This window comes from Sporomusa sphaeroides DSM 2875, from assembly GCF_001941975.2.
Lineage (GTDB): Bacteria > Bacillota > Negativicutes > Sporomusales > Sporomusaceae > Sporomusa > Sporomusa sphaeroides.
This window is the reverse complement of the sequence record NZ_CP146991.1, coordinates 1,210,210-1,231,660: the sequence shown is the minus strand read 5'-3', so window position 1 is coordinate 1,231,660 and position 21,451 is coordinate 1,210,210. Positions and strand designations below refer to the sequence as shown.

The window sequence follows — 21,451 nt, the reverse complement described above, 5'->3', positions numbered from 1 at the left end:
CTGCCAAAGCAGCCAGCCTGGAGCCAATGGCAGGTTACTTGTTTAGAGAATGCCGGCACTTTTGGCGACGGCAAACGCTATACCACCGCCAATAAACGGTCCGACTACCGGCACCCAGGAATACGCCCAGTCAGAAGCGCCTTTGCCGGGAATCGGGCAAAGAGCATGGGCAATTCTTGGTCCCAAATCACGGGCCGGATTCATAGCATAACCGGTAGTACCCCCTAAGCTGGACCCCAGGCCCCACACCAAAACAGCGACCATGAACGGGCCAAAGCCCGGAGCCATCCCGCCTACGGGCTTGGAGAACATCGCAAAAATTACAAAGACCAGCATAAATGTCGCCATAATTTCACACAGCAGATTTTGACCATAATTGCGGATTGCCGGACCGGTGCTGAAGACGGCAAGCTTAATCCCCGGATCTTCAGTAAGCTCCCAGTGACCCCGGAAAAACAAATAAGTAAGACAACCGCCAAGAATGCCGCCGGCAACCTGGGCCACCATAATAATAAGCGCTTCCGGAGCGGCGTATACCCCATTAAGCAATTTGGCAAAGGTTACTGCCGGGTTAATATCGGCCTGGGGTGCACCGCAGGCAATGGCAACATACACCCCCATGCCAACAGCAACCATCCAGCCGGTAATGATATTAAACCAGCCTGAGCCTTCTGCCTTTGACAGTTTTAGCAGCGAGCTGGCCACAACCCCATTGCCAAGAAAACACAAAACAGCTACACCCATAAATTCACCGAAATATGGAGTCGACATAATATACCTCCTTTGTTCGTTATTCAGGTTATCTAAAATAAGGCTTGATGAAGCCCTGGGTGCGGCGCCGCAATAACCAGCTGATCTACCAGGAAACCAGTGTGAGCAATCGCATTGCTGCCAGCCCGGACAGCCGCTGTCACCGCGCCAATCTCACCAGTAACCGATACTACCGCCTTGCCGCCCATCCCGCGTGCCAGGCGCACTTCCAGCAGCTGCACGGCAGCGGCTTTAGCTGCCGTATCGGCGGCAACAATCGCCGAGGCTACCGAATAGCTTTCAATGACTCCCAGGGATTTTATCTGCTTAACCTCCGTACAGCCCGATAATGCCTGGAATACGTCAGGATGAATATTGGCCAGCACAAATTCGTCCACCACGTTTTCTGCGCCGCCAACACTCTTGCCGCTCCGTACTGCGCTTTGCACCGCACCGACATCACCGCCAACCATGACGACATATTTGCCCGGGCACAGGGGTTGGGAAAGCAGCAGCTCCACATTGGCGGCCTTCAACATTGTATCAGCCACCAAAATGCCTCTGGTAATATTCGTAAGTTCCACCAATCCTATGGCTCGTTTCATTGTCTTCCCCCCTGCTTCATGACATTGCCTGAATGACGATTGCGTCATCCACGGCAGCTACCTGTCCGGAAATACTGGCATGCAGATTGCATCCCACAGCTGCCCCTTCCGGTATGACAGCAATAAGGTCACCCTTATTGACCATGGCACCCACGCGCACAATAGGCTGGGCCGGAATACCAATATGCTGTAAAAGCAATATTCTGACCGCTTGGGTTGTGACCGGGTTTGTCACTAGGGGAGCGTTGCCATCATAGGCCTCCAGCCCCAGGCGGTAGAGCAGCCGTTTTGCCGGAATAAGGCGATACTGCCGGGTGGTACGGGGATATCGCGGTTTGGCATTATGTTGATTTTTAATCCCCGCCTGCCCAAATTGCCGCTTCAGTTCGGCATTGACCCGGCGCGGCGATAATCCCATCGTACAGCCAAAGGTATCACAAGCCCCGCATTCACAGCAGAGAAAGGCCTGGGTAACAACATCACCGGCATTACACTGCCCCCGGCCAAACGCCTGCATAATCCGGTGCGGTTCCAGGCTATGGCCTAAAAGATAACGGGGGCAGACATCGGTACAAGCCCGGCAATTGCAGCAAACCGCCTTGGCCCGGTTAGCGACAACCGGCCATGGCATACTTTTTCCACTGACCAGCGAATGTTCTGCCGGCAATACGATAATGCCGCCGGTGGTTTTAGTCACAGGCTGATCAACCGTAGTAAGCTTACCCATCATGGGACCGCCGTCAATAACGGCATAGTCCCGGACAGTGGTTCCACCCGCAAGCTCAATGAGTTCCCTGATAGCCATGCCGATAGGTGCTTTAAAGGTAGCCGGCCTGCCGACAGCCCCGGTTACGGTAACGTATTTTCCGGTCACCGGCTTACCGGCAAGCGCCTCCGCGATGTTGATCATAGTTTCGACATTGGCCACCACTACACCGACATGGAGCGGAATACCGCCTTCCGGCACAATTCTGCCGGTCACTTCATGCACAAGCACCTGTTCGTCGCCGGCCGGGTAGATATCTGCCAGAAAAAAGAGTTCCAGCTCCTGCTCTTTGGCCTGCTTAAATTCTGCCTGCAACTTGTCTACGGCAGCCGCATATTTGCGTTTGAGTCCAATAACCCCGCGCCGCGCACCGGTAGCCAGCATGACGGCCTTCAGCCCGATAAGCAGCTTGCTGCTTTCCGTGTCCATGAGGAGCTGATGGGCTCTTAAGAGCGGCTCACACTCGGCACCATTAACAATGACAGTATCCACAGCGGCGTTAATTTTGACATGGGTGGGAAAACCGGCACCGCCGGCTCCCACAACCCCTGCCGCTTTGACGGCGGCAATAATTTCTTCCCGCATACGTCTCACCTGCTTTCTTTGCCTAATGCCTTATCCAAACCGGCCCTTATCCGGGGACTTGACCGCCGCAACCTCTGCGGGAGTCTGCAGCGCAGGCCGGTCACACGATAGACAGTGCATCCACAAGCACGCAGCGGCGCTGGCGGGTAAAGCTGCGCGGTGAAGTGAGCCCTTCGCCTGTCGGACCGGCGATCGTAAAGGTAGTAAACCCTTCCCCGCCAACACCGATACCGGCATAGGACGGAGCATTTTTGACGAAAATGGTAGTCTCGATGGCTTTCGCCAGTTTGGTTAAGTTATCTACATTTTTGGAATGCATAATGGCTGTATGCCTGTTGCCATGCTCAACCTTAACGGCTAATTCGATGGCAGCATCAATATCTTTCACCTGCACAACCGGCAGCACCGGCATCATCAATTCTTCCACCACAAACGGATGGTCGGCCGGCGTCTCACAAATAACGGCACGAATGCTGTCAGGTACCTGAATGCCAATTTGACTTAGAATATACCGGGCATCCTTACCAACATAGTTTTTATTGACTGCATAGGATTTTTTCGGCTTCTCAGTGCAGCCGGCAGCAGCCAGTTCTGCTTTTTCTGTCAGGATAACCTTGGCCAGTCTGTCAACATCAGGACCTGAGATTAAATAAGCACCATACCGCTGCATATAAGCCATCAGCTTATCGGCAACACTGCCGACAACGATAACTTCCTTTTCGGCAATGCAAGGCAGATTGTTGTCAAAAGAGCAGCCGTCGATAATGTCTTTGGCCGCTTTTTCGATATCTGCCGTTTCATCAACAACAGCAGGCGGATTACCCGCACCGGCACCTATGGCTTTTTTACCGCAGGACATAACCGCTTTGACTACAGCCGGACCGCCGGTAGCTACCAGCATATTAATATCAGGATGCTGCATCATGGCGTTGGTTGCCGCCAGTGACGGCTCGGCCACGGCGGTCAGTAAATTGGGCGGGCCGCCGGCTTGGATGATGGCTTTATTTAATAGTTTTATTGTTACCAGCGAAGTATTTTTGGCTGTGGGATGCGGACTGAAAACAACGGCATTGCCGGCGGCAATCATTCCAATCCCGTTACAAATCACGGTTTCCGAAGGATTGGTTGTCGGCGTAATCGAGCCAATGACCCCATATGGCCCCATTTCAATCAGCGTCAGGCCGCGGTCGCCGCTCCAGGCTTCACTCTTAAGATCCTCGGTTCCCGGAGTTTTAGTGGCAGCTAACCGGTTTTTGATGACTTTATCGCTGACGCGCCCCATGCCGGATTCGCTGACACCCATTTCCGCCAGCAGTTCTGCATTGTCGCAAGCAGCCTGACGCATAGCCTGGATGAGTTCTTCCCGTTTTTCTATCGATAGTTTTTTCAACTGTTTTTGCGCGGCGCGGGCGGCAGCCACAGCTTCATCAACGGTTGGGAAAATACCTTCACCGGCTGAAACTGTTTCCGGCTGCCGTTCCTGTACTCTGGCCATTACTTCGGCTGCAATTTTTGCAATTAAATTTGGATCAATAGTCATGTATCTTCCTCCTTCCGTGCCCTGTTAACAAAACCCGCTTGCGGTCCTTATGACCGCAACATTGCTGAGGCGCGGGCGGCCGTTATGCATAAGCGGAGGTTAAGCGCCAGCGGCGCAGCATTGGATGACGGCCGCCCGCGCCGGGCCCTGCATCCGGCACCATTTGTTTGATAAGGACTCAGCGATTTAAGCAAGCTATGCGCTCCGTCTGGACTAAAAAGCGGCAAGACCGGCTTGGGCTACCGCCATATCTTCCTCAACAGAGCCGCCGCTTACACCAATGCCGCCGACTAAAGCGCCTTCTTCCCAAAGGGGGAAACCACCGCCAAAGACAACAATCCGGCAGTTGTCGGCAGTATTTATCCCATATAGCATTTGTCCGGGCTGAGCAACAACAGCAGCTTGGTCTGTAGACATTTTGAGGGCTACTGCGGTATAAGCCTTATTAAGCGCAATGGAGACACTTGCCAATAAGGCATTGTCCATCCGCTCCTGCGCAACAAGGTTGCCACCGGCATCAACCACGGCGATAACCATCGGCACACCAATCTCGACAGCTTTCTTTTCAGCAGCTGCTATCATTCTTTTGGCTCTTTCCAGCATATCACTTGTCCCTCCCTCATTTGGTCCATGCTTTTGCAGAACCCGCATTACGGCCTGAGTTACCTTCGCAATCAGAGCTTCCTGCTCCACACATCTGGCTAAAACAAACAGCAGGTCAGATAACCGGTTGAGGTACAGGGCAACCGGCTGGGACACGGTTTCTGTACGCCTCAGTCTGACAATACACCGTTCGGCACGCCGGACAATGGTCCGGGCCAGATCAAGCGCCGCACTGGCGGTTGTTGCTCCCGGGGTAATAAAATGCCGCTCAGGAATACGCTGCTCTTCCAATTTGTCAATGATGCTTTCCAGTCTTGCCACATGACTGGGAGTAATGCGATATTTGCTGCTGTCCGTCACACTGCCGTCTGTCGCCAAATCGGCATTTAGTGCGATAAGTTCTGCTTGAATTCCATGAATAATGGTAACAGCCCACTCTTTATCGGTCAGGGATTTTGCCAGGCCCATGGCAGCGTTGGCCTCATCCACAGTACCATAAGCATGTACTCTGACACTGTCTTTAAATACCCGCTCTCTGCTCAGCAGACTGGTTTTTCCTTCATCACCTGTTTTGGTATACACTTTCATCGCCGATTACTCCTCGAGTAAACTTTTATCTATTTCCATGGTGTCAATAATCCCCACAATAGCGGCATCCACTGCCGACCGGGGATTACCGGTTACCTGCCGGGCAGAACTGCCTGACACCACCAGCACGGTCTCGCCTGTCCCGGAACCAATAGTATCTACCGCCACAATGGGGGCACCGGCCGGCTGACTGCCCAGCGCAATTGGCTGCACAATCAGCAGCTTGCTGCCAACCAGACTGTCGTCTTTGGCTGTGGCCACAAGGGTTCCGATTATCTTCCCTACCCACATATTGCTTCATCCTCCTTACTTTTCAGGGATGGGATTGTCAGGTATTTCTCGTCCTCATGTGTAAACAATATGTAAGCCGGACTCTCTGGCGATATCACCGGCCAGCGGCGTGATAATCGTACCTTGTACAACAGTGATGGTTTTGTGGCCACCTTGGACCGCACGTTTTACGGCTTCGGCATCGAGGACTTGTTTTTTGGCAGACCTGGCCGCCATCCCTGGTAAAACAGACGGCACCTCCCGGCTCAGTGCTTCTCTGGCTACGCTGGCTAACTGTTCTACCGGTATAAGCCGGATACCGAAGGTTTCTATTTTTTTGAGATTGGCAGCCAATGCTGCTCGCAGCGCCGGCGCGGCATTGGCCATATTTTTTTGCATTCGCCAGCTATCTTCCGGATCGGCGGCATTGATTGCCGCAATTACGGGTTTACCAAGCATCAGGGCTTGAAGCAGCACGGTACAAACCATGGTATCGGACAGGGTGTGTGCCAGTCTTGCTGCCGTATTTTGTGTAAGTACAGGCACCAGCACCACATCGGCTGCACGCAGATGCTTTCCCGGATAAGGGGACTGGGTAGTGACAAGCTGTATGTGACTACCCAGTTTCTCTTTGATCCAGTTTTCTCCGACAATGGTTTCGGCTGCCTGTGACAGTACAACCGTGATTTCAGTACCTATGGCCTGTAATTTTTTCAACTCTTCCAGGCTTACCTCAAGACCAATGGTTCCACCCGTGAAAATAGCCAGCGCTTTAGCTGCGGGTTCTGCCGGTTTCGCCGGTATCCGGCTGAGCCGCTGCAATACTTCAGCGGTAATTAACTCCACAAGTTTTTCATTGTCCACATTAGTTCTCCCCTATTTGCACAGTGTGACCAAATCGCCGTTTGTGAGTCCCGCGGCATTGGCCTCATCTGTATCAATATGAAATTCCAGGCGGAAATCCGGATTTACCCGGATAAGTACATTATCAAAGGTTCCGCCCCGGGGGCCTGGTATTTTAACCGTGACACGGTCGCCGTCGGCTACCTGAAACGCCAGGGCAGCCGCTGCTTCCATGTGGATATGCCGGGCAGCGCAAATTACGCCTTGCGTAAGGGTAACCGCCCCCTTAGGACCAACGACAACAATGCCGGGCGAACCGTCAAGGTTGCCTGAATCCCTGAGCGGCGGCACCACCCCTAAGCCAAAGCCGTCGGTGCGGGATATTTCAACCTGGGTAAAGGCCCGTACCGGTCCTAAAACCCTTACATTCCTGATAATACCTTTCGGCCCGACCAGGGTCACGGTTTCTTTGGCGGCATATTCGCCCACCTGTTTGAGGTCTTTATCTTTGGTTAAGGCATAGCCGCTGCCGAACAGGGTTTCGATATGCCCGGCAGAAAGGTGGATGTGGCGGTTGGATACGCCTACAGGTATACCTTGCTCAGCTTTTGGGGCCTGCTGTAACTCAGGCAAGGAAGCCAACACCCGGCTTACGATTTGTTCAATTAGTTTTTGTTCCATCATCTCACCCCGGGATTGCCATAGATGAAATTACTACGCGATGTTACTCACCTTTGGGCAATATTTTTTCGATATCGGTATGGGGACGGGGAATAACGTGAATGGATACCAGTTCACCCACCCGCTGGGCGGCAGCCGCACCGCTGTCGGTGGCTGCTTTTACCGCGCCAACGTCACCGCGCACCATAACGGTTACCAAACCGGAACCGATTTTCTCATAGCCGACCAAAGTTACGTTAGCGGCCTTTACCATGGCGTCGGCAGCCTCAATAGCGCCCACCAGACCTTTTGTTTCTACCATTCCTAATGCCTCTCCGCGCATATTCATTCATCCTCCTTGTTGTTTTTATCATAATGAATGCAGGTAACTCTTGCGTCACCCTTTTTCCTTGGGCACACAGGGTCGCCGCATAAGTTGCAGCCTTCTGACGGGTTTTGCGGTTCTTGTTTAACTGCCGGCTCTGCTTCTGTGAACGGTGCCTGAGCAGGTTCAGGAACCGTTTCGGTTAGCGTATTTTCGTTAGCGGTTTCCGCCGGCTCTGCTGCCGGCTGAGACGAGGTTGCCGCATCCGGAGAAGCGCTTTGTTCTTCAGGCGCCACAGTTGTCAGTGCAGGCTGCGGCTTATAACCTGCCGTTTCCCGTGATAGTACCATTGTGCCTAATTCATTGTGCGGACGGGGTATGACATGTTTGGCAACCACTTTGTTTATCCTGGCGGCAGCGGCCGCACCTGCGTCCACAGCAGCTTTGACTGCGCCTACATCGCCGCACAGTTTAATAACAACCATACCCCCGCCTTTGGTAAGCTCATAGCCTATCAGTTCCACATTAGCCGCCTTAACGGCAGCATCAGCCGCTTCCAATCCGGCAGCCAACCCCACTGTTTCAATCAAACCTAAGGCGTTTTTGACCATGTATTCACCTCCCCATGGCCTTGCACATTTTCCTGCAATACTTTCAGGACAATTTTGCGAACGGTTGCGTAAAGTTCAGCCATATCATCATTAGCGGCAGCTTGCCGGCTTGTGCCTTGTTCCCAAGAGACTGCCTGTAAGCCATTGGCGGCAGGGGCTGCCGCCGGTTCGGCCTCAGCCGCAATGGTTTTAAACGGCAGACCTTTTACCAGCCGGGCTGCATTGTAGCCAAAAGTGCGCCACTCTCCCCGGGAGCCTGCTCCTGCCAGCACAAACAGCGGCTGGCTCTCCGGCAGCTTCTGGTAATGCACGCACAAAGAATCTGCGCTGATACCGATGCCAACGCCCAGCGGCGAGACCTGCGCTCCTTTGTAGGCAAGAGCCACAGCATCTGCTGCTGCAGCGTCTGCCAGCAGGCAGGGCACGCCTTCTTCTTCCATGCCGGCCCGAAGTTCCCGCAATTTAGCTTCATAGCCGGTATGCGGATAGGTGCAAATGATGATGCTGGGTTTGTTTGCTGCTTTATCGATCTGCATACTACTCACGCCCCGCTATCAAGATATGACAGTACTAGCCCGGTAGCCACGGCGTTTCTGGGGCCTTCACTGCCGCGGATATTGCCGCGCCCGCAGACAATACCATATTCGGCCAGCGCGTCTGATACCATGTCGGCCACCTCAAAGTCCATGGCCGAGCCGCCGACCAGCACGACAAACTCAATATGCCGGATGTTGCCGGTAGGCGCAACCCGCGCCAGCGAGCGCAGCGCATTGGTGACAAAGACGCGTTTCTTGGCTTCCCGCCGCACATGGCAGATGCGGTCAAGGGCATGATCTGACGGTATGGGAACCATGCCGCCGTCTTTTAAGATAACGACCCGGGCAAATACATGCGGCGGCAGATGATGATCATAAAACTGCACCGTACCGTCTTCCAGCCTGACATGATACAGACTTTCCACCTTGGCGAGCGGATATTTTTTGATATCTTCGGCCAAATCAAAGTCATTGAGTCCGAGTTCCGAGTTAATCAGCATGGTCGCCATGTCGCCGGCGCCGCCCAAATGAATGGAGTGAACCTGCCCATCTCTGGTAATGATGGCGGCATCGGTGGAGCCGCCTCCCATATCCAGGATGGCTAGCGGTTTATCGGTACCCGGTGTGGTTAGGGCACCATGAATGGCCATATTGGCTTCCACGCCGGCAATAACTACCCGCACCTGCAGTTCTTCCTTGAGCTTGTCGGCAATCTGCTGCATCGGCAGCCGGCTGGTTTTTACCATAGCGGCCAACGCTACCGCACTTTCCAGGGCAAATTCCCCGGCCAGACCGCCTTGAACTTTTTGCGGAACAAAGGTATCCACCGCCAGAATGTCCTGGATCTTCATCTCTGCTACCGGCTGGCTGGTCAGTTCGGCCATTACCTGCCGGACCCTTTCCAGCATGCCGTTTACATTGGTTCCGGCTTCGCCTTGTACATCAAGCACCGGCTGCACCCGTTCAACGGCTTCCATGATGGCCGCGGCACCGGCCTCAACATCGATGTCGGCTTTCCCCTTTTGTCCCACAACGGTGATGAAACCTGCGGGAATGGAACGGGCCTTCACATCGCCTGCCGGTGTCCGGACAACCACCGCCGAACGGTTGCCAATCAACGCTCTGGCAATCGGCACCACCATTTTGGTTTCCTCCGGCGTTAACTGAAAGACGGTAGCAATACCATAAGGATTGGATAAGGTGGTGATGGTCTGCCCGGCCTGGGCAACTTCAACGGCTGCCAGCATATTTACCGGCACCTTTTCGATCAGGGTTACTTCATCGACAACCGGTATTTTTTTCTCCAGCCTGTTAACGATGAGCACCGCATCATCCTGCCGCACGATGGCGCCCTGTATGGCGACACCTCTGGCCATAGCGGTATTGATCGCCCGGGCGGCGTCTTCAAAATCTATGCCCTTGGGAATGAGGCAGATGACCTGTTCCCCCGGGCTGGCGGCAGGCAGCTGGGCAAAGGGTATTGTCATCCCGACACCCAAACCAACGCCTCCCGGCGTAGAAGGGTTATGCCCAATCATAGTGGATTCGGTAATAATGGTTTCCGTAATGGTTTCCATCGCCAAATCCCCGATAACCGGTGTGGCTTCATTGAGCCGTATCTCATCAATCTGGTTCAGGCTCAGCCCGGCTTGCTGCACCGCCTCTTGCAAGGCGGTCACAATACCCGGTACATTGGCCAGGGTTCCCTTGATGCCGGTTGTTTTGATAATGCTGCTTGCCAGATATTTTTTTGTCCGGCCTTGTTCCAGTTGGGCCAAACATACTTCAGTTGTGGAATTACCAATATCCACGCCTGCAATGATCGGCATGAAAGCTCCCACCTTAATCCGCTCTGAGACGGTTCCGGCGCTCGTATACTTCTGCGGCCTCTCTCACGAAAGCGGCGTTAATCTTTGCGTTGTACTGTACTTCCATTTCTTCGGCAATGGCCAGCAGTTCTTGCTTAGTGGAACGATAAGGACGCAGGGAATTGTAAATTTCCAGTACGCGGGCATCGGGAATAGCCACAAGCTCAGCAGCACGACGAAGGTTGTTGGCAAATTGATTCCTGCCTACACCGTCAGCAATCTCGGCTTGCATTCTGAGGGTTTCCGGGGTAATACGAACATCCTCGGATTTTACCTCACCATTCATAATTTTATCTAAAGTAATGTCTGCCAGGGTTTTGCCTGTGGGTGTTTTCAGGAGATCAGGACGTTTGTTGGCCAGCGGATAGTCACGCTCCGGGCAAAGACCTGCGCCGGTCCCGGCCTGAACCTGGCCTGCTACCGGAGCCGCCTGCGGCGCACCGGCCATAGATTTTAATACTTCACGCACAATATCTTCAATCATTTTATTTTCAGACATCTTTTTTCACCTCCGCCTAGTTAAAACTGTACGTCAAGTTCAACCGGTTTAGCGCCGGGAACCACGTGTTCAGTTTCTTTAATATGAAGTACTGCTGCTTTGGCCTGATATTTGGGACGGGCCATTTGGTCATTTTTGGTAGGTACCGGCGTAGGGGACTGGCCTTTGGCATACTGGGCGGCGTTTTTGCCGATTTGCCGGTAGGCTTCCAGATCCAGCAGCGGGGATTGGGGGAACAATTCGAGGTTGCTCAGCGGCGGCAAATCCTTCTGATGGATGACTGTTGTTCCTCGGGATTGAATACCGATAGCAATACCGGAACCGCTGAGTTTGGTCGCATCATGGGCGGCAAAGGCCACATCCGAGGTTCTGAGCACCCGGACAACTCTTGCTTTTACCCCTTCTTCTTCGATACCGGCAATCATTTCGCGCAATACATCGCTGTGCGGAATATTGACAATGGTTTTATTTTGATATTTGCCAAAAGCCGGTGCCAGGGCGATGATCACTTCGTCGGTTCTGGTTCCGGGGCGGGCTTCCCCCTGTTCAACCAGGGTCATGGAGCGCCCGGTTGCTTTTGGCGCTGTTGGCTGCGACACCATGCCGGCAAGCACCTGGCCCACTATTTCGCGAATCAATTGTTCGTTAATTTGCATTTTCTCTCCACCTCTCCCTACAATCACACGTCAAAATCAGACGGTTTAATCGCCTGGCGTATATCTTTAATTTCATCCCAACGCTCTTTGCTGAGGCGATAGCCTGTGCCGGGGCCGCGGTAGTCGTTCCGGTTGTTTACGGCACTTACCACATTCAGATCCTTATCGAGAATGGCCGAGGTATGGAGATAGTCGCCGGAAATACGCTGTTTAAGGATTCCCAAGGTGTTTTGGGCAACATCGGCAAAACCGTTTTTGGCCAGTGCTTTAACAATATCCACTCCGGTGATACCGCGTTTCATCATGTCTTCGGCTGCCTTGATATCTTCCACTACATTGCGTTTAATAATCTCTTTGGTGCCATGGCAATAGGTTACTGCTTCCACTTCTTCGTCAGTGATGGCCGGGAAGCCAAATTCCCTGAATACGGCCTGCAGGGCTTTAGCCGCCTTGTTGCGCACGGCAATAATGGTTTCTTCAGCAACAGGCTTAAGGCCGCCGTCAACCATAAGGTCACGCTGGATGATATTCCAGTCGTCATAATCGTCGATATCCCAGTTGGAACCGGCAAACATGTTGTCATAGTTTGGCGAAGAGCTGTAGCCTGAGCAAATGAAGTCAGTGCCTGGCAGCATTTGCATCAGGGTACGGGCAGTCCGCCGGATATCGGAATGGGTAAAGGTCTGGTCATTACTGGAGGCAACTTCCAGATCCAGCATAGCGGCTGTCAGATTTTCGGCGAGAATGGCGCGGATGCCGGAAGGAACGGCAGCAGGCACACCGACGCAGCTTACCGAACCGTTTTGCAGGCCCTGTACGCCGGCGCCTCTGGTCAGCATGATGCAGCGCACTTCCAGGTACAGCATGGATTTGCCTTCAGCATAACCCATTTGCACTTCCGCACCGGTACCGGAGGTAAAGCGCATTTTAAGTCCCCGGGATGCATAGGCCGAAGCCAGGAAGGCTTTGGACCAGGGAGTATCGTCACCATCTACAAACACATTTTCTGTACCATATACGGAGATGGTTTCAGCATAAGCGGTAATCCCTCTCATGCCTAAGAGCAATTCGGTTGCTTCTTCGAGAGCGCACTGGGTAAGTACGCCGCCGCGGCCTGTCTGGGAACCTACCAGGATGGAAAGCGCATTGAACGGAGCATAACGGACAACAGCTACCGTTGTTTCCATTTCATCAAAACCGCGCAAAGCCGCTTCGGCTGCGTCTGCGGCAATAAGTACCGGATTATCCTGGGTATTGGTAACATGGCACTGGTTGGAAGGAATTTTTCTGGCCCGCATTTTTTGCAGCGCCATCATCATTTCCACGACATTCATCGTATTGAGTACGGCAACAATTTTGGCGGCAGTCAGACCGCGTACCACTTTAACCAGCTCGTCACGCGATACATTGACATCAACCAGCATTTTGGCAATTTCAGCATCGCTCATCGCCATGGCTTTATCGGCTACCGAGGTATCTATGGCATAATCGGCGATAAACTGATCAATAAAATCAAACTGGGAACGGGGAATGCCGTCCATCTCCACGACTTTACCATTTTCGATTTTGATGCTGGGTTTGGGATCGTTGGGGCTGCCCATAGCAATCAGGCCAACTTCCGGCCACTCGACCACGAAACCATCCTGGTTCACAGGGCGGGCTTCCAACACTTCAAAACGTTTTGATCTCTTCATCTTCATTTCCCCCCTGTTCTTAGATGTACGGCGTTGTTGCGGACGGAGCCGGACCAGCCATAGTTTCTAATACTTTTAGACCCACTTCTTTAGCCGAAATTACCGCCTGGCGAACAGCACCCGAATCACCGGTAATTTGCAGAATAACTTCATTCGAGTAACTGGTGCCGCCAGCCGGACTGGCATAGCCGACTACTTCCACACTGGCTGTTTTTACAGCCACATCGGCCATTAGGACACCAATGGCGGCCGGTGCGCCGACAATGAGGCCAAACGCTTTGCCCAAAGGTGCGCCAAAGGCTTTGTTAATGGCGTAACTGGCGCGGGCAGTATATTGCAGTTCCAGGTGTCCGGCATCATTGGCATATACGTCACCAAACGTACGGTTAAGCTCTTTGAGCGCCACTTCAATTGCCCGCCGGGCGTCAGATACTTCCTCCGCACCAAAGATAATCAGGGACCCATGGCCGGCGCCGCCTTTGGTGTCGCGGGGCAGTTCAATGGAGATGATTTCGGTATTGGTGGCTTTAACCGCTTCATCGGCCGCCATAATGTGCGGACCGGCACCGGTACGGGCACCCAGAATGCCGATAGAGCGGTATTTGGGATCAAGCTTCATTTTTTCATGCAGCATCGGATCTACATTGGCAATAACCAGACCAACAGTATCACCAATAGCCGTACCGACAAACTCGGTAATACCGGGACTAACGGCGGCTCTTACGGGTTCCTGGGCAGAGGCTGCCGGAGCCGCAGTTTCCATACGTTTTTTAATTTCATCCATTACTTTTTCAATCAGCTGATCTTGCATATAATTACACCTCCAAATTTTAACTATTTAATTTTAGGAAGAATTTTTTCAACATCGGTATGAGGACGGGGAATAACGTGAACAGAAACAATCTCACCAACCTGTTTGGCTGCCACTGCCCCGGCATCTACAGCCGCCTTAACGGCGCCAACATCACCCCGCACCATGACAGTGACCAAGCCGGAACCAATCTTTTCATAGCCTACCAAAATAACATTGGCGGCTTTTACCATGGCGTCGGCAGCTTCAACAGCTCCTACCAGCCCTTTGGTTTCAATCATCCCTAATGCTTCGCTCACTATTTACACCTCCTTTCCTGTAAGATAGGCGGTTAACTCAGCCACGCCTGTCCCGTCATAGGCGGAAACACAAAAGAAGGGTTCTTTGATTCCCGCTTGCCGGAGACGAAGTTTGGCTTTTTCCTGGTCTGCGCCAGGAGCGTCTATCTTAGTGACCACTCCCACTACCGGCCGCGGAAACATGGCGGCAAAACCAGGCGGAAGGGTTATCCGCAAATCGGTGGCATCCTGCACCATCAGCACGATATCGGCATTGGTGGCAGTCACCGCCAGCGCGTTGTAAAACCGGGGCATTTGCGCATATTCTCCCGGGGTGTCAATGGTGTCGTCATGAAAGCAAATGCTTGAAGTCTTGGCAGCCTTACGGCAATCGTGTTTGAGCGCATGAATCAGCGAGGTCTTCCCTGCGCCTACAGGCCCTACCAGCATAATCATGGCAGAGCTACGACCTTGTCAGTTTGGGCGCGGAAAAACCCAAGCCGTCAGCTAACAGGACAATTACTTGTCTCAAAGCAGCTTCCACCGCCGAAACCGTGCCGGTAATAACGACCGAGCCGGTGAATCTGTCCATAAAACCGATTTGCACGGCGGCTGTTTTGGTGGCCGCATCTGCCGCGATAATGGCTGCTTCACAAGGCGTGATGGTCAGAATCCCAATGGCCCCTGCATCCACAATACCTAGTTTTTCGCATAACTCTTTTTTCGGATTGGCAATCAAGTGGGCTAAGGTCACCTGTTTGCCTGGTACATATTCCTGCACCACTCTGGGCTTTTCCTGAACCATAGGTTTTCCCTCACAATCCTGTTGGTCTTGTTCTTTCCTGGTAAAATATTAGATTTTTTTGCATTTTTACCTTGAGATGAAGTTGCGTTATCACAGGACATATTTGCGAGTATTCCGTCAAATAGTTACTTTTTGCACAAAAGCAACTGTTTGATTATGGTAATTATTTGTGATCTCTTCTTATTTTTGCGGACAAAAACAAAAAAAGACTGTTTTCACAGTCTTTTTTTACTATATTGATTGCTTTGCTGCCCCGCAAAAAAGCAGTTGTATTTTTTTGTTATGTTTTAGAAACTTGTTGCTGTTTGCCTAAAGTTCCCCGGCTTGTTTTCGGCTGCTTAAATTGTGTCCGGTATTGGTTGGGAGTAACTCCCACTTCCTGCCGGAATACCCGGCAAAAATAGCTGGCATCCTGGTAGCCGGCTTCGGCGGCCACACGCACTACCGTCTGTTCAGGGTTTTGCAGCAGTTGCTTGGCCTTATCAATTCTGACTTTGGTTAAGAAGTCGACAAAATTACAGCCTTGCTCGGCTTTAAAAATACGGCTGAAATAATAGGGACTCAAATGTACGGTCTGGGCAACTTCTTCCAATGAAATACTCTTATGGAAGTTTTCCGTGATATAAACACACGCCTTGTTAATCAGCCTGACATTCATGCTGGTGCGATTCTCCAGCATATTGTCCATAAACTGATCTAAGGCGTCGAGAATCCAGCGGCGTACTTCCTCCCGGTCGGCACAGCCTGTCAGCTGATTAATACAGTTAAAGTTAAGCAGGGTTAGCTTCTCCAGACTGGCACCGCCTTCCACAGCCGCCCTTGACAGCACAATCAAAAGCTCCAGCACGCAGGCCTTTACCATCTCGATACTGGCTTTCGCCGTGAAAATTTCATGCAACAGCTGGCGGAGAATTTCCTTGGCCTGCTGGCGTTCACCACAACGGACTTTGTCTAAAAGATTACGTTCATAATGGAAAGGGTAGCGAAAAGCCACTTCGCTTAAGTGGGGAAGATCATCGATATGAATGATTTGATTATCCCCAATGTAATTTTTTTGCTGCTGGGCGCTGCTGGCCTCAAGATAGGACTTATGAATCTGCAGGGGATCATCATAGTAGCGGCCAATGCCAATCGTCAGGCTAATGCCCAATTGCGTGATCCCGTCTCTGATCTTCCGGGCTATTGCTCTGACATGCGTCTCTACCTGGGCCTCTTCCCTTGCTGCCTCATAACCGATAAGAATAACGATCTCATCGCCGCCGAACGGGACGACCAGCATTTCTTTGCCGACAAATTCGCAAATATGCTGATAGACACGCTGCTTGACAATCTGCCTTTCCAGCTCTGATGCACTGCGGGTGATCTGTTTAAAATTATCGATATTGGCAACCAGGATAACGCCCGACTCTGCTTTAATTCCCAGAAAACCGGCCCTGTCCCGGAAGTTGCTTAACTCACTGATTTTGCCGGAAAGCAAATCTTGAATAAACGAGTGCCTGATAAAGGGCATCGCCTGTTCCACATTTTTTCTCAGCTCAGCTTCTTCCTGTTCCCGGCGTTTGCGTTCACCGACTTTGGCAGTAACAGCCGCCAGGGTCTGCAGTAAATCGTTAGGATGCAGCGGCTTTAGTAAATACTCCACCGCCCCGCTGGAGAGCGCTTCTTTCGCATAGCTGAATTCATCAAATGCCGTCAGGATGACAATAGCCGTATGCGGCAGCATTGTCCGGATAGCGCGGGCGGCCTCCAGTCCGCTAAGCTCCGGCATGCGAATATCCATAAGCACAATATCCGGTTTCTCCCTGGCAGCTATGCCCACCGCACTGTTGCCATCGCCGGCCTCGCCAATGATCCTCACATCCGGACATCTTTTTTCAATAATAAAGCGTAACGCCTGCCGTTCCAATTGTTCATCATCGGCAATCAATAGTGTATACATAGCTGTGTCTCCTCTATTTTATCAACAATAAGACGGTAACGACAGATAAACCTCGGTGCCTTCGCCAACTTTGCTTTCAATGCGCAGACCATACTGCTCGCCAAAATAATGCTGAATGCGCTGGTGAACATTAATCAGTCCGATTCCTGTCAGATGACCTTTGCTTGACCGCTTTTCGCTTTTTAAAATAGCGCCGATCTGTTCCTGAGGAATTCCCACCCCGGTATCTGACACCCTGATGATTATATTGTTATTGGCAACATAGCCGCTGATATAAATATGTCCGCCCTCTTTTTTGGGTTCAAGTCCGTGAATGATGGCGTTTTCCACCAAGGGCTGCAAGCTAAGGGCCGGAACCGATATTTTCATCAATTCAGGCTGTATCTCAATGGTGGCCTGAATCCTGTCACCAAACCGCACCTGCTGAATACTCAGATAATCCTCAATAGACTTGATTTCCTGCTGCAGGGTGCGCATTTCCTCCATATCCCGCAGATTGGTGCGCAACAGAGCTGACAACGAATGGACAACTTCCTGTGTGCGCTCCGCACCTTCGAGCAACGACAAGCGGGCAATGGTGTTGAGGGCATTAAACAGAAAGTGAGGGTTAATCTGTGCCTGCAGTGCCTTCAGCTCGGCTGCCCGGAGCAAATTCTGCAGCTCGGACTTTGCCTTCAGCTCGGTCATCAGCTGTTTTTGCACCAGATTGGTTGCGCTCATTTCCACAATATAATTAGCCATAAGATGCAGCAAATCAGCCGCTGCCTGCAAACGATGCTCAGGAATAATAGCAATTTTATCAAACAGTTGGGATAGAATCTCTTTATCCATGCCCAGAGGTAAGAGCTGGTTGAACATTTCCTGCTTGGCATCAAAATCCGGATTGGGTAATACAACCTGGCCTGCCAGTAATGCCCCTACATATTCGTTTTGGACGATAATGGGAGCGGCAAAATCGGTTAAACCGCTGTGACAATGATACACAACCGGCCGCTGCTGTTCCATAGCGTTGCGTCCGCCCCGGTCATCACAAGCCTTGCACCGCTCAAACCCGTCGGGAAAGGAACGAACATAACAGCAAAAATCAGTAAATTTGCTGGGTTTGGTTACAGGTGCACCGTTTGCATCAACAGTAACAGCAGCGATACCGGTGGCTTCCGAAAATTTATTTTGTATCTCCTGCAGGCTCTGAACATTAATAATCTCGTCAAGGCTAAACCGTTTGCCGTTATGCACAAAACATCCCCCCTACCCAAACTATAGATAGCATAAAAGAAATCAGCATTGTAATTTTCCTGATAAGGGGATATTTTGGCTATTAGCACTGTCAATTCCTGCTATAAATTGACAGTGCTCCACCAAAAATAATATCATATGGCCGTCAAATGCTGCGAATCCGGGTTGCTGACCGCAAAATCGGCAAGCCTGGCCATAGTATACATGGTATACGCCATCGTCCTGAGCATTGAGACCATTAAAACAGCTCCCGTCCCCTCCCCTAAAGCCATGTTGGCTCGAATTGGCACATCATCGGCCAAAATATTGCCTAACAGCAGGGCATAGCCCATGCCCGGCTCTTTGGACATATGAGAAGGCAGGCCATAGGCTTCCACTTCTCGATTTATCCGGGAAGCACAGGCAAAGGCTACCGCGGTGATAAAGCCATCGATAACAAACGGAATCTTGCGCCTGGCGCACTCTGTCATCCCGGCACAGATAGCGACAATATCAAAACCGCCCACACACCGCAGGATATCTTCAATCCTGCAGAAGGTTTCCCGGTGACGCTCAACTCCTTTGGCCACAACCACGCATTTTCGCTTTAACATATCGGTAGTCGGAGCGCTGGCACCATAACCGACAACAAACTCAGGGAGTATCCCGGTCATTGCATGCAGTACGGCTGAGGACGTAGTGGTATTGCCAATCCCCATTTCACCAAAGGATACTAAATTAGCACCCTGAGTATCAATAGCATACCCCGCCATTTCCTCGCCAACCCGCCAGGCCTCGTCAAATTCGGCTTGAGTCATGGCTTCTGTTTTCATAAAATTCCTGGTTCCCGGCGCCACCCGCCGGTATATGCCTGCTGTTTTTGTATTGTTGATGCCGATATCAATTACCGAATACGGAACATGATTGGCCTGGCAAAAACAACTGATCGCCGCCCGGCCATCCACCATATTTTGCGCTTGCAGGTAAGTAATCTCACTGGGAAAGTCCACTACCCCCTCTTCCACCACGCCGTTGTCGGCAGCAAAAATCAAGTGATATGGTTTTATTTCCGGATGCATGGTCCCCCATGCAAGCAACAGTTTTTTAAACAGCTTCTCCAATAGTCCCAGGCTATCCGGCGGCTTTGCCGCACCATTGATTAAATTGTCTACTTTAGCCCGATAATCCATACTTACGCCCCCTCATTTTATACTTATCCGGAAGAACCGCTGATGCACGCCTTATAACCTCCAGCATTTAAATTAAAAACCCAGCCCCAAAGGGCTGGGTTTTACTTTCATAAAATCCTGTCCTTCCGGTACTACCTCTGGCGCGGAGGTAAATAACAGCCAAAACAGGCAGGTCTCCTGGCTTACGGATAATCAGAACCCCTGGCCTTCCCGATTACCGGTGGCTTGGTTTGGGTGTTCCTCCCCGATTACAGTGGCGCGACCGCGTCGTTTAAGGATTGTGCATCCTTCCGAGCTTCCCTATTCTCCTCTTACTGCTAAGAGGCACCTGTATGGTGGCAGATATGCAATTATCCATCTACTTTTTTTGCACACTTCTACAGTCAAAACCATTCTCCTGTCAGTATATGCAGGGTTCGCAAGATGTTAAAGCATTTAGTCAAAATAGTTCTATTTTCCCCCGCTGTCCCGGCCTGTCCGGTTGTCCGGCAAACAAAAGCGCTGCCGCAGGCATTTGCCTGCCAAAATAGTTATCCCTCGTCATAGTATGTCATTTTTTTGCGGTCCTTTCGCTGCCTGTCCTTCACAAGCTTGCACAAACAGCAAAATGATGGTATCGTTTTAGAAAATTACAGAGCAAGGGGAGGCCGTTGCCGTGCAAAAAATCCATGAATATTTTATGACACCCATTAGTATTTTGGGCACAGGCTGCACAGAACGGATTGCCGGTTACATTAAACCTATGCTGTTTAGAAAAGCACTGATTGTCAGCGACAAAACACTCGTTGAAACCGGGCTGATTGACAAGCTGCTGGCATTACTTGATGCCGAAGGTATTTTTTACATAATCTATAAAGACGTTTCACCTAATCCTACGGTAGCTCAGGTAAATTACGGGTTAAAACTGTTCCGGGATAACGGCTGCGACTTTTTGATTTCTTTTGGCGGCGGTTCTCCTCATGACTGCGCCAAAGCCATTGCGCTATTAGCTGCCAATGGCGGCGAAATTGCCCACTATGAAGGTCTCAACAAATCCGCCAAGCGGTCCGCCCCCCTTATTGCTATCAATACCACTGCCGGTACCGGCAGTGAATTAACCCGCTTTTGTGTCATTACCGATGAAGAGCGGCATGTAAAAATGACTATCAATGATTGGCATGTTACCCCCATTATTGCTGTCAGTGACGCCGAACTTATGCTGGACATGCCTCCCGGTCTAACGGCCGCAACCGGTATGGATGCCCTGACGCATGCCATTGAAGCCTATGTTTCCACCAATGCTACCCCGGTAACCGATTGCAAAGCCGTTAAAGCCGTGGAATTAATCAGCGCCAATTTAGTGACCGCCTACCAAAGCGGCCATGACTTACCCTCCAGGGAAGCCATGGTCTATGCCGAATATCTGGCAGGTATTGCCTTTAACAATGCCAGCTTAGGGTATGTCCATGCACTTGCCCACCAGCTTGGCGGGTTCTATAACCTGCCGCATGGTTTATGCAATGCCATCTTATTGCCTGCCGTCATGGAATTCAACCTGCCGGCAGCCGTAACCAGGTATGCTGATCTGGCCCGCGCCGCCGGGATTGACACCACAGGCTTACCGGCAGAAGCCGCTGCAAAACGCTTCATCCAGTTGGTGCAGCAGCTCAATAAGGCGCTGGAATTACCGGCAAAACTACACGAACTGCGGGGGTTCAGAGCCGAAGATATCCCCTTGCTGGCGGAAAATGCCCTGAAGGACGTTTGCAGCCTAACCAATCCCCGCCAAGGCTCACAGCAGGATGTGGAGGCCATTTACCGGTCAATCCTGTAAA

23 protein-coding genes and 1 riboswitch are annotated in these 21,451 nt (G+C 51.7%); of the genes, 1 reads left to right on the top strand and 22 read right to left on the bottom strand.

Annotation, left to right across the window (positions count from 1 at the left end; all coding sequences use genetic code 11):
* Positions 1–42: 42 nt before the first annotated feature.
* The 22 genes from SPSPH_RS05360 to SPSPH_RS05255 form a co-directional block, all read right to left on the bottom strand.
* A complete protein-coding gene (locus SPSPH_RS05360; protein ID WP_075753939.1) occupies positions 43–771 on the bottom strand; it encodes an MIP/aquaporin family protein in 729 nt (242 codons plus the stop codon).
* A gap of 32 nt (positions 772–803) precedes the next feature.
* On the bottom strand, positions 804–1,355 hold the full coding sequence (locus SPSPH_RS05355) for a BMC domain-containing protein (RefSeq protein WP_075753937.1): 552 nt from the start codon (positions 1,353–1,355) through the stop codon (positions 804–806).
* A gap of 16 nt (positions 1,356–1,371) precedes the next feature.
* Positions 1,372–2,706 (bottom strand): SLBB domain-containing protein, encoded by a 1,335-nt coding sequence (locus SPSPH_RS05350; RefSeq protein WP_075753935.1) that lies wholly within the window; start codon positions 2,704–2,706, stop codon positions 1,372–1,374.
* A 100-nt stretch (positions 2,707–2,806) separates the two neighbouring features.
* Positions 2,807–4,246 (bottom strand): aldehyde dehydrogenase family protein, encoded by a 1,440-nt coding sequence (locus SPSPH_RS05345; RefSeq protein ID WP_075753933.1) that lies wholly within the window; start codon positions 4,244–4,246, stop codon positions 2,807–2,809.
* Positions 4,247–4,459: 213 nt separating this feature from the next.
* The gene (locus SPSPH_RS05340; RefSeq protein ID WP_075753931.1) at positions 4,460–5,437 is read right to left on the bottom strand and encodes a cob(I)yrinic acid a,c-diamide adenosyltransferase; all 978 of its coding nucleotides are present in this window, start codon (positions 5,435–5,437) and stop codon (positions 4,460–4,462) included.
* A gap of 6 nt (positions 5,438–5,443) precedes the next feature.
* Complete coding sequence (locus tag SPSPH_RS05335; protein ID WP_075753929.1) at positions 5,444–5,728, bottom strand: EutN/CcmL family microcompartment protein; 285 nt, start codon at positions 5,726–5,728, stop codon at positions 5,444–5,446.
* A 54-nt stretch (positions 5,729–5,782) separates the two neighbouring features.
* Positions 5,783–6,571 carry a flavoprotein gene (locus SPSPH_RS05330; RefSeq protein ID WP_075753927.1) on the bottom strand — a complete coding sequence of 263 codons (789 nt, stop codon included), beginning with the start codon at positions 6,569–6,571 and terminating at the stop codon, positions 5,783–5,785.
* Between the two features lie 12 nt (positions 6,572–6,583).
* Entirely contained in the window at positions 6,584–7,231 is a 648-nt protein-coding gene (locus SPSPH_RS05325) for a phosphate propanoyltransferase (RefSeq protein WP_342353235.1), read from the bottom strand.
* A gap of 43 nt (positions 7,232–7,274) precedes the next feature.
* The gene (eutM, locus tag SPSPH_RS05320) at positions 7,275–7,553 is read right to left on the bottom strand and encodes an ethanolamine utilization microcompartment protein EutM (protein ID WP_075755971.1); all 279 of its coding nucleotides are present in this window, start codon (positions 7,551–7,553) and stop codon (positions 7,275–7,277) included.
* Positions 7,554–7,555: 2 nt separating this feature from the next.
* Positions 7,556–8,146, bottom strand: a complete 591-nt coding sequence (locus SPSPH_RS23505) for a BMC domain-containing protein (RefSeq protein WP_075753923.1) — start codon at positions 8,144–8,146, stop codon at positions 7,556–7,558.
* Complete coding sequence (locus SPSPH_RS05310; protein WP_075753921.1) at positions 8,128–8,682, bottom strand: glycerol dehydratase reactivase beta/small subunit family protein; 555 nt, start codon at positions 8,680–8,682, stop codon at positions 8,128–8,130. Before SPSPH_RS05310 ends, SPSPH_RS23505 begins: the two co-directional genes overlap by 19 nt.
* 5 nt (positions 8,683–8,687) lie before the next feature.
* Positions 8,688–10,511 carry a diol dehydratase reactivase subunit alpha gene (locus SPSPH_RS05305; RefSeq protein ID WP_075753919.1) on the bottom strand — a complete coding sequence of 608 codons (1,824 nt, stop codon included), beginning with the start codon at positions 10,509–10,511 and terminating at the stop codon, positions 8,688–8,690.
* A 13-nt stretch (positions 10,512–10,524) separates the two neighbouring features.
* A complete protein-coding gene (locus SPSPH_RS05300; RefSeq protein WP_075753917.1) occupies positions 10,525–11,049 on the bottom strand; it encodes a diol dehydratase small subunit in 525 nt (174 codons plus the stop codon).
* Positions 11,050–11,069: 20 nt separating this feature from the next.
* The gene (locus tag SPSPH_RS05295) at positions 11,070–11,705 is read right to left on the bottom strand and encodes a propanediol/glycerol family dehydratase medium subunit (RefSeq protein WP_075753915.1); all 636 of its coding nucleotides are present in this window, start codon (positions 11,703–11,705) and stop codon (positions 11,070–11,072) included.
* Between the two features lie 23 nt (positions 11,706–11,728).
* Positions 11,729–13,399 carry a propanediol/glycerol family dehydratase large subunit gene (locus SPSPH_RS05290; RefSeq protein WP_075753913.1) on the bottom strand — a complete coding sequence of 557 codons (1,671 nt, stop codon included), beginning with the start codon at positions 13,397–13,399 and terminating at the stop codon, positions 11,729–11,731.
* 19 nt (positions 13,400–13,418) lie between these two features.
* On the bottom strand, positions 13,419–14,210 hold the full coding sequence (gene pduB, locus SPSPH_RS05285; protein WP_075753911.1) for a propanediol utilization microcompartment protein PduB: 792 nt from the start codon (positions 14,208–14,210) through the stop codon (positions 13,419–13,421).
* Between the two features lie 23 nt (positions 14,211–14,233).
* Positions 14,234–14,512 carry a propanediol utilization microcompartment protein PduA gene (pduA, locus tag SPSPH_RS05280; protein WP_109298133.1) on the bottom strand — a complete coding sequence of 93 codons (279 nt, stop codon included), beginning with the start codon at positions 14,510–14,512 and terminating at the stop codon, positions 14,234–14,236.
* Positions 14,513–14,944 (bottom strand): EutP/PduV family microcompartment system protein, encoded by a 432-nt coding sequence (locus tag SPSPH_RS05275; protein WP_075753909.1) that lies wholly within the window; start codon positions 14,942–14,944, stop codon positions 14,513–14,515.
* 7 nt (positions 14,945–14,951) lie between these two features.
* Complete coding sequence (gene eutS, locus SPSPH_RS05270; protein ID WP_075753907.1) at positions 14,952–15,293, bottom strand: ethanolamine utilization microcompartment protein EutS; 342 nt, start codon at positions 15,291–15,293, stop codon at positions 14,952–14,954.
* A gap of 280 nt (positions 15,294–15,573) precedes the next feature.
* Positions 15,574–17,232 carry a response regulator gene (locus SPSPH_RS05265; protein ID WP_075753905.1) on the bottom strand — a complete coding sequence of 553 codons (1,659 nt, stop codon included), beginning with the start codon at positions 17,230–17,232 and terminating at the stop codon, positions 15,574–15,576.
* A gap of 21 nt (positions 17,233–17,253) precedes the next feature.
* On the bottom strand, positions 17,254–18,468 hold the full coding sequence (locus SPSPH_RS05260) for a sensor histidine kinase (RefSeq protein WP_075753903.1): 1,215 nt from the start codon (positions 18,466–18,468) through the stop codon (positions 17,254–17,256).
* Between the two features lie 134 nt (positions 18,469–18,602).
* Complete coding sequence (locus SPSPH_RS05255; RefSeq protein WP_075753901.1) at positions 18,603–19,637, bottom strand: nicotinate-nucleotide--dimethylbenzimidazole phosphoribosyltransferase; 1,035 nt, start codon at positions 19,635–19,637, stop codon at positions 18,603–18,605.
* Positions 19,638–19,787: 150 nt separating this feature from the next.
* Positions 19,788–19,984, bottom strand: a riboswitch (cobalamin riboswitch).
* A gap of 332 nt (positions 19,985–20,316) precedes the next feature.
* Between SPSPH_RS05255 and SPSPH_RS05250 the strand changes: the two genes are divergently transcribed.
* The gene (locus SPSPH_RS05250) at positions 20,317–21,450 is read left to right on the top strand and encodes an iron-containing alcohol dehydrogenase (RefSeq protein ID WP_075755969.1); all 1,134 of its coding nucleotides are present in this window, start codon (positions 20,317–20,319) and stop codon (positions 21,448–21,450) included.
* The last annotated feature ends 1 nt before the right edge of the window (position 21,451 follow it).

Coding starts and splice junctions, on each gene's coding strand:
- SPSPH_RS05360 (WP_075753939.1), bottom strand. CDS start 771: ATGTCGACTCCATATTTCGGTGAATTTATGGGTGTAGCTGTTTTGTGT.
- SPSPH_RS05355 (WP_075753937.1), bottom strand. CDS start 1,355: ATGAAACGAGCCATAGGATTGGTGGAACTTACGAATATTACCAGAGGC.
- SPSPH_RS05350 (WP_075753935.1), bottom strand. CDS start 2,706: ATGCGGGAAGAAATTATTGCCGCCGTCAAAGCGGCAGGGGTTGTGGGA.
- SPSPH_RS05345 (WP_075753933.1), bottom strand. CDS start 4,246: ATGACTATTGATCCAAATTTAATTGCAAAAATTGCAGCCGAAGTAATG.
- SPSPH_RS05340 (WP_075753931.1), bottom strand. CDS start 5,437: ATGAAAGTGTATACCAAAACAGGTGATGAAGGAAAAACCAGTCTGCTG.
- SPSPH_RS05335 (WP_075753929.1), bottom strand. CDS start 5,728: ATGTGGGTAGGGAAGATAATCGGAACCCTTGTGGCCACAGCCAAAGAC.
- SPSPH_RS05325 (WP_342353235.1), bottom strand. CDS start 7,231: ATGGAACAAAAACTAATTGAACAAATCGTAAGCCGGGTGTTGGCTTCC.
- eutM (WP_075755971.1), bottom strand. CDS start 7,553: ATGCGCGGAGAGGCATTAGGAATGGTAGAAACAAAAGGTCTGGTGGGC.
- SPSPH_RS23505 (WP_075753923.1), bottom strand. CDS start 8,146: ATGGTCAAAAACGCCTTAGGTTTGATTGAAACAGTGGGGTTGGCTGCC.
- SPSPH_RS05310 (WP_075753921.1), bottom strand. CDS start 8,682: ATGCAGATCGATAAAGCAGCAAACAAACCCAGCATCATCATTTGCACC.
- SPSPH_RS05305 (WP_075753919.1), bottom strand. CDS start 10,511: ATGCCGATCATTGCAGGCGTGGATATTGGTAATTCCACAACTGAAGTA.
- SPSPH_RS05300 (WP_075753917.1), bottom strand. CDS start 11,049: ATGTCTGAAAATAAAATGATTGAAGATATTGTGCGTGAAGTATTAAAA.
- SPSPH_RS05295 (WP_075753915.1), bottom strand. CDS start 11,705: ATGCAAATTAACGAACAATTGATTCGCGAAATAGTGGGCCAGGTGCTT.
- SPSPH_RS05290 (WP_075753913.1), bottom strand. CDS start 13,399: ATGAAGAGATCAAAACGTTTTGAAGTGTTGGAAGCCCGCCCTGTGAAC.
- pduB (WP_075753911.1), bottom strand. CDS start 14,210: ATGCAAGATCAGCTGATTGAAAAAGTAATGGATGAAATTAAAAAACGT.
- SPSPH_RS05275 (WP_075753909.1), bottom strand. CDS start 14,944: ATGATTATGCTGGTAGGGCCTGTAGGCGCAGGGAAGACCTCGCTGATT.
- eutS (WP_075753907.1), bottom strand. CDS start 15,293: ATGGTTCAGGAAAAGCCCAGAGTGGTGCAGGAATATGTACCAGGCAAA.
- SPSPH_RS05265 (WP_075753905.1), bottom strand. CDS start 17,232: ATGTATACACTATTGATTGCCGATGATGAACAATTGGAACGGCAGGCG.
- SPSPH_RS05255 (WP_075753901.1), bottom strand. CDS start 19,637: ATGGATTATCGGGCTAAAGTAGACAATTTAATCAATGGTGCGGCAAAG.
- SPSPH_RS05250 (WP_075755969.1), top strand. CDS start 20,317: ATGACACCCATTAGTATTTTGGGCACAGGCTGCACAGAACGGATTGCC.